The sequence below is a fragment of the Caballeronia sp. LZ032 genome (assembly GCF_031451315.1).
GTDB lineage: Bacteria > Pseudomonadota > Gammaproteobacteria > Burkholderiales > Burkholderiaceae > Caballeronia.
In genome coordinates, this window is sequence record NZ_JARUXP010000001.1 from 3,011,432 (window position 1) to 3,018,306 (window position 6,875).

Genomic DNA, 6,875 nt, shown 5'->3' on the forward strand with positions numbered 1-6,875 from the left:
CATACTCTGCGACCGACAAACCCTAGAACTTGCAGAATATTTTTAGCGCCGGGTCGATGTAATCGCTGTGCCGAACCGGGAACCGCCCGGTGACGACGTGCGCGGCCGTAATCACCTGACCGTTCGGAAGAAACGCAAAGCCTGAGCCCTCGCTGATTTTCTCGTCGTCAAGGAAGACCGTGACGGAGCAGCAGGCGGGTGAGATTCGATTGTAGAGTTCCTCGAGCATGAGACTTCATAAGTGAGAGTTCAGGCTTCGTCTGGCGGCCTGGACTGAAGTCGTGCAGCGCGGCCGCGCTCGCCACCGTCAACGATTGTCGAGATTGTTCCCGCGGCTGGCGTTGCGCCTCGCACGCATCTGCTCAACGAAGCGTGCGTCAGCACTTGGCACCTTCGGTTCGGGCTTCTGCGGCGGAGCGACAGGCGTTGGAACGATGATAGGTCCGCTCTGAATGCCCAATGCTTCTGCCTGCTTCCTTCCCCAATCGCGGTCAATCTCTTCGTCGGCGTTTCTCTTCGCCGCGGCCATCGACTCGCCCTTGAGTCCCCCCAGGTCGCCATTCGCGATGCGGACACGCTCAGCCTTGCTCACCCCAGTGTGCTGGGCCACCGTCGCGACGTTCTTCGCACTGACACGCTTCGCGTTCTGTTCATCCAGCTCGCGCATGGAGTCGGCCTCAGCAATGAGGTTCAAATCATCCCACATCAAGTTACCGACGCGGAGAGCATCCTCTTCGATAAGCCTGAGCAGGTTCTCCTCCCCATTAGGCATTGCCCAAATAAGGGCGTGGGGATTCCCATCCAGCGCCTTAACATTGACGACGAGAGGCCTCCTTTGCGAGATAGGGGTCTTTACGTGTTCCGTCCACAGGGCGGTAAGCTCCGGCGATTCGTACCGATAGCCCCCCGTGAAATGGACGAGACCTCGGCGTACGGTGTACGACTCCCACGGAATGAATCTGCGAAACACTTCCCTTGGTGTGAGTTTCCGCGCGGCATCGCCAGTGCGTTTAAGCTGCGCGTTTTCCCACAGAGCCGCCGGTGTTCCTGAAGCACCATTCATGAGCATCTTGGTGTCACGGAGTTTCGAACGGTCGGCGTGCAAGTTGTGGTGTTGAATCGCGAGCCATAGGCACTGTTTGAATTTCTTGAGCGTCATAGGGCGTATCGCTCGAGCGTTCCTGCGCTCCTCCTGATGAACCTTGTCGTTCTCACGGTCATACCCGCCGGGCCACGTCCGCATCGTTTTTACCATCATCGAATTGATGCTCTCGACAACCGCCTTCAGGTCACCGCGAGATGGCGGCGCAATTTCGAATCCCAATCTCATCTGACCGCAGGCGACCTTGGCGTTCTCGTGAGCGGCGCCCGCTCCGTTGTCGACATATATTCCGTCGATGGTTCCGGAAACCAAGCCATCGGCAGACTCAAGCCCCAACTCTTTCGCCAGCGCCTCCTTATCAAGATAAATCGACGCGATGCACCGTCGGTATGATTCAGCCTTTTCATCTCGCAAGACTAGCTCCGCACCTAGGATGGTTCGGAAGTTGCGCGACACGGCCAGTATCACCTTGATATGTGTGCCCTTGACTTTCCCCTTCACGACAACCGCAATCGCGAGCTTCGCGGTGAAGCCGTCAAGGTCGGCAATTTCGATTCGTCCCTGCGTGTAGGTAGTCGCGGTGCCTACTCTGGCCGCATGCGTCTGCTCCTGAATAATATGCCGGTTCCGCAAGCTGAGCAGGTCGTCCCTGACTATCAGCGGTTTCGACTTCTTGTAGAACGTATGCAAGGTTGGAGTCTGGTGCTCAGGGACTTCGTCGTAGTGCTCCATGAGGCGGTCGTAAGCGTCCTGCTTGGTTTTACGCTCAACCGCCCAACACGTCTTGAGCGCGTCGCTCATCTTCTTTTCATCGTCGGCGCTGGTAGGTTCGCGCCGATATGTGATGGGCTTGCCTGTAGCCTCGTGACGCCGCTTCTCACGGCGTTCCGCGCCGGTCAACTTGCCGGGTTTGTTGACGAGCTTTCCCGTTCGCGAACGTCCTTTACATCCCTTCTCCTGGTGCTGGGCAAGCATCGCATTGGGAGCGCCGCCGAAATGGCAGAAGTGATGAAGCAGCTTGCGCACATAGGTGGCCCATCCACGCGGCTTTCCGAGCGACTGGCACACATAGCGCAGTGCTTTTGTTCGCGCCGCTGTGTCGGTGACAATCTCATCGTCAAAGACGAAGTCGCCTACGTTTCCCTCGCCTTTGGTGTCGCGAAAGCAGAACGCCCGAAGAATCCGCTCACGCCGCGCAAGACCTGTCAGTGAGCTCCTGAACTCTTCAGGCAACTGCTCCAGCGGCCAGTTCATATAATCAGGCACGACGGATTCGTCTGTCCGGGCGATGTCGCTGAGCGGCGTATTGGCCGCATCAGCTGACCACACTTGCCAGTCCCCTGGACCGGTAGGAGCGGCATTGCTCTTGAGCCTAAGCACATGGAGCCTCCTGTCAATCTGATTCCAGCAGATAGCTCTGTACCGCACGTTCTCGCCATCTCGCAATCGTTTGAATAAAGCAAAGCGGAACAGACCCTTGGGCCAGCGCTCCTCGACCTGATTTAGACGTCGAAGCATCTCCGGGCCGGCGGCCCGCGGCAACAATTCCGAGACGGATACGGCTTTGTATGTTTCAGTGTAGGACACGGCTGCTCCTCATCGACGCCTTGCGATAAAGACGGCTGGGAATCAGACGGAACTCCTTACCAGTCTCAAGAAGGTAGTTGTGGTCGACCTGCAGAAAACCGTATGCGACTGCGGCGGCGAACAGGTGAATCGCCCTGCCATAGCTGATGTTCATGTGGCGCGCAGCACGCTCCATCACCGCCTTCAGACATCCCCGATTGCTACACCGGATGACAACGGGTGCGAATTCACGAGCGGGCTCGTAAAGCGAAGGAAGATGCTGTTCGCGCGCATACCCGTACACGGTCCGAAGATTGCAGAACTCGGTGACTGGAACCGCGTTGCCGCGTACCAGCTCCCACGTCCAGCCGCGCTCCGCCATCGCTTCGCGTTCCCGCTCCTCCCGGTCAAGGTCCTTCTCCTTGGGGACATGACGTGGACTCTTCACCGAAATCGCGTGATACCGTAGCTTGAAGTCCGGCGGCAACGCATACGTGACGATGACATCGATGGTCATGATGTTCTTTCGAGCCATTCGCTTACCTTCGGCTTCCGCTTGCCAGTACGCCAGCCGGTCGTAAATTCCATACTGCTCGCGAATGTCGAGGACAGATGGATGCATCGCGAGCTTGGTCAGCACGCGATACTCGGACATGGACAGCGCCTGCATGAGCCGGTCGAGCTTGAAGCCCGGCACAATCACCCGAGTACTGTGAAGTGGAGTACGCGCTTTCAGGAGCGGTGTGAACTCTTCACCGTGTGGCCAGCCAAACGGGTCATACGCAGGGAGCCGAACGCTCTGTGGCACAACGCAGGGCCTGACGTCGAAGAATCGGAACGTCCGCTCGCCAGCATCCGGCTTTGCGGAGGGAGTGACCTGGTCTGCGACGTAATCGTCGTGGAGCCACCTTCTGGCGGCGAGGTCAAAAGGTGACGCATAGACTCTCCCGCGACGCCTGCGAGAGCCGGTTCTGGCCTGCGCTGTCGTATCCATTCCAACCTCCACGTTGGAAAAGTTGTGTACGCATCACGCCGCGCGTGAGTTCGTACGAGCTATCCACTGCTCCTTGCTTTCCTCGTTCCTCGATACCGCTGCGCGGGATTTACTGAGCTGGCCATTAAGGTGCTTTTGACTGAACAGGTTTGGCCGCCTGAATCCTCGCACGAGGACTCTCACAGAGATGCGACCGGGGAAGCTGGTGTCACGCAAGTACCGCCCGCGTTCATCGATGTACCTTGCAAATTCACCGTCAATTGAAGTAGGTCCTTCTGTGCCCCGACGCCACCCAGGAACATCGACACCGGCGGCTATGAGTCGCTTCCTGGTCAGAAATTTTCGAACCTCAGCCGGAAACTTAAGCAGCAGTTCCCCGTGCGCAAGCTCTGGCCGCTGCTTACGCTCCTTCTTGTACGCATGAATGTGGCGGGGAAGAGCTGGGAGTATCCTGGCCCTGAGTGCTGCATACCGATATGCCCGCTTCCGAGAAGGGAATTGACTCCATTTCCCCACGACGGTCTCTCGTGGCACGGACGGCGAAGGGTCCGATTTGCGCTCGAAAGCCGTTTCGACCTCCTCCCACCTCCCGTGGAGCGCAGTCAGGAGGATGACCGCTTCAACGGGATGTCGAACGCCATCAGTTCCCTTTAGCACGCGTACAAATCGTATGTCGCCAGCCTTGCGCAACCCCGTCCGCTGCACCGTGGTCGATAGCGGATGCTCGCTAAAGAACTCTGCAATCGACTGCATGTTTGATTGACCATCCGCGACGAGACCGTGTTTTAAAGCCCCCCGGGCCACGGCAGTCATCACTGCCTTCGGGTCGACGTGCGGAAGATAATCGGAACGCAAAAGTCTCGACATGACTCTCGCTATCTGTATCTCGGTTTCAGACTCGCCTGACGAGAGCTTCGACGCCTCGACTATGGGGCTAAGACCGCAGCCGCAATGATGTCCGGCATGAAGTACTCTTTCCGGATTCTTCGCGAAATCCATACACTCCTCGCACGCCTCGTGAAGCGGGATACCGTGCTTGCCGCAAAACAGGAGCCCAGGTACGAGGTGGTCGCGTCGCCAGAACGGATTGCCGCAGCATCCAATGTCCTCCTTCATGCATTCGGGACATCGGAGCAGCCGAACTTTCGACCAGCCGCTCCGCGGCCCATTCATCCCCAGCTTTGCCTGGAGCCCGTGAAGCGGGTCGCCGAGGAAATGCGCTTTCACAAAGAGATGGTCATCGGTCTCAAGGAAGCGGGCAGTTAACGGCAGCAGTGTGTTGTGTTCGAGCACCTCTTCGACCGAACCCACTGTGTCGCCGAGCAGCTCGATGACCGGTCTCATCCCACTCGGTAGTAACCAGGATGCACTCGAAAGATTGTGCTTCGCGTATCTCCTGAGCCGTCGGAGGTACAACGTGAACATCTCGCTGCGACAGATAGACAACCCTATCGCGGGTCGAGAGAGTCGTGTGTAGGTAGCCATAACGCTCCAGCTCAGCGATGGCGATTGAATTTCTGAACGGTCTCCACCCGCAACCTGGCTTGGCGGGACACCGACGCAATGTCGCGCGGCAGCCCCTCAACCACGTTGCGGTCCGCCGCCCGCCTGAAGCGCCGGCTCACGAATACCTCCCTCGCTGCCGGACGCTGGGCCGGATTCGGAATGCGACGCAGAGTGCGCGTGACGCGGTCGAACAGATAATCGTTCATCCCATACGACAACCGCATCTGATACGCCGATGGCAACGGCTCCCTACCGCCTGTACGCTCGCGCATGTCAACGGAGTTCCCACGAATCGTGCTCAAGACGCTTTCGGGAATCTCGTGCGTGCGACGCGGGTTATTCGGACGGCGCGCCGGTCTCTGATTTGCCAGCAGCCACGGTCGGTCGTTGCGGTAGAGCCAGGTCCAGAGACCCAGAGCGCTGTGCCGCAGATGGGTGCGAGTAGCAGTCGGGGCGGCACTGGAATGGTCCAGCCAACGCTTCCGGTGGACATCCCTGAACAACCGTTCTTCCATCGACTTCTGGTAGCCGAGGTTCGCGCGCGATGGCTTCCGACGGATGGGTTCGATTTCGTGCGCGGCCCAATCAAACAGCACGAGAATTGACGCCGGTGCAGCCCTGTCGACTCTGTTCGCAGCACGGATACAACTTTCGATGATGTGCCAGTCGGCAGCGAGCTGGGTCAACCGCGCATCCTCAAATCCCTCGGAGAAGAGACCGAGGAATCGAGGGCGGAGCTCCTTCAATCGCAATCTTCCTTCTTCCGTCGCATAGCCCTTATCTTGCAGGTTCGCGCGGATGCGTGACCACAACGCACCGGGCACCGTATTCTGATGTATAGACCGTGCAAGTCGAGCGTACCGGAGAGCGTTGGCTTCACGAGCCTGGCCGCGATTCTGCGAGAGCAGGATTTCGAGCGAACTGCATTCGCTGTCACAGACCAGCTTGCACCCATGCCAAGGGCAACGGGTTGCATACGGAATACAGTGCGCCACATAAGAGATGCGGCGACCGGCTACCCTGGTCGCCTCCAGTGCACACTCGGGGCATTGCAGACCGAACCGGTTCCCACACTCGAATCCAGGCATCAGCTTGGGATACTTCGTGCGGGTAACGGTGCCGAAGACGATGTGCTCAGCGGTACGTTCAGCCATGGCGGCCTCCATTCCTGAAGTTGCGAAACGATGCAGGGTGTGGTTTGCAAGCAGGTCGTGCTCATCGCCGTAAGCGGAAGACGTCGCGTCGCAGAACTGCTGCACGCGGCACGGGAGGCTCCCATACAGGAGCACGCCGCGTCGAATACCTGTTCTCAACAACTTGCGCACCGCGTGCGTGCCGCTCGTCTTCGCAACCATGTCTGCAATGCTGGTCACCGACTCGCCCGGCCATGCCGGGAATTGAACTCGCACATCGTGGATAGCCTTGGTCATGATGCTTCTCCCATGAGCGGCAACAACAGGGCGGAGAGCGTGGGTTCGTCAGTCGGCGCGATGAGCATCATCGCCGACTCGAGAGGCAACCAGTCAGCGAAGCGCATGGCTGTCACTCGGCTGACCTTCGCCTTTTGCTTGACCATGGCCAAGAGGGCCAACGGCTTGGACTCCATCATGGATAGCGTCAAGCAGCACGGCCGGTTTACCGACAATCATTTTGGCCGGTCGACCGGGATGATTGTCGGTCGTTATCCGGTCATGGTTGTCGCTCCTT

At 58.6% G+C, this 6,875-nt stretch carries 6 protein-coding genes; 1 reads left to right on the forward strand and 5 read right to left on the reverse strand.

Annotated features, from left to right (window positions below):
• Positions 1-22: 22 nt before the first annotated feature.
• The 5 genes from QCE69_RS14155 to QCE69_RS14175 all read right to left on the reverse strand — a co-directional run bounded on the left by QCE69_RS14155 (position 23) and on the right by QCE69_RS14175 (position 6,598).
• Positions 23-229, reverse strand: coding sequence for a hypothetical protein (locus QCE69_RS14155; protein ID WP_309931236.1), 207 nt, complete (start codon positions 227-229; stop codon positions 23-25).
• 78 nt (positions 230-307) lie between these two features.
• A complete protein-coding gene (locus QCE69_RS14160) occupies positions 308-2,689 on the reverse strand; it encodes a hypothetical protein (protein ID WP_309931238.1) in 2,382 nt (793 codons plus the stop codon).
• Entirely contained in the window at positions 2,676-3,662 is a 987-nt protein-coding gene (locus QCE69_RS14165) for a TnsA endonuclease N-terminal domain-containing protein (protein ID WP_309931240.1), read from the reverse strand. The genes QCE69_RS14160 and QCE69_RS14165 overlap by 14 nt, the downstream gene beginning before the upstream one ends.
• 33 nt (positions 3,663-3,695) lie before the next feature.
• The gene (locus QCE69_RS14170; RefSeq protein ID WP_309931241.1) at positions 3,696-5,006 is read right to left on the reverse strand and encodes a TniQ family protein; all 1,311 of its coding nucleotides are present in this window, start codon (positions 5,004-5,006) and stop codon (positions 3,696-3,698) included.
• A gap of 152 nt (positions 5,007-5,158) precedes the next feature.
• Complete coding sequence (locus QCE69_RS14175) at positions 5,159-6,598, reverse strand: TnsD family Tn7-like transposition protein (RefSeq protein WP_309931242.1); 1,440 nt, start codon at positions 6,596-6,598, stop codon at positions 5,159-5,161.
• A gap of 12 nt (positions 6,599-6,610) precedes the next feature.
• Here QCE69_RS14175 and QCE69_RS14180 point away from each other — a divergent pair.
• On the forward strand, positions 6,611-6,875 hold a 265-nt coding region (locus QCE69_RS14180; protein ID WP_309931243.1), incomplete at its 3' end, for a hypothetical protein.

Coding starts and splice junctions, on each gene's coding strand:
- QCE69_RS14170 (WP_309931241.1), bottom strand. CDS start 5,006: ATGAGACCGGTCATCGAGCTGCTCGGCGACACAGTGGGTTCGGTCGAA.
- QCE69_RS14165 (WP_309931240.1), bottom strand. CDS start 3,662: ATGGATACGACAGCGCAGGCCAGAACCGGCTCTCGCAGGCGTCGCGGG.
- QCE69_RS14175 (WP_309931242.1), bottom strand. CDS start 6,598: ATGACCAAGGCTATCCACGATGTGCGAGTTCAATTCCCGGCATGGCCG.
- QCE69_RS14155 (WP_309931236.1), bottom strand. CDS start 229: ATGCTCGAGGAACTCTACAATCGAATCTCACCCGCCTGCTGCTCCGTC.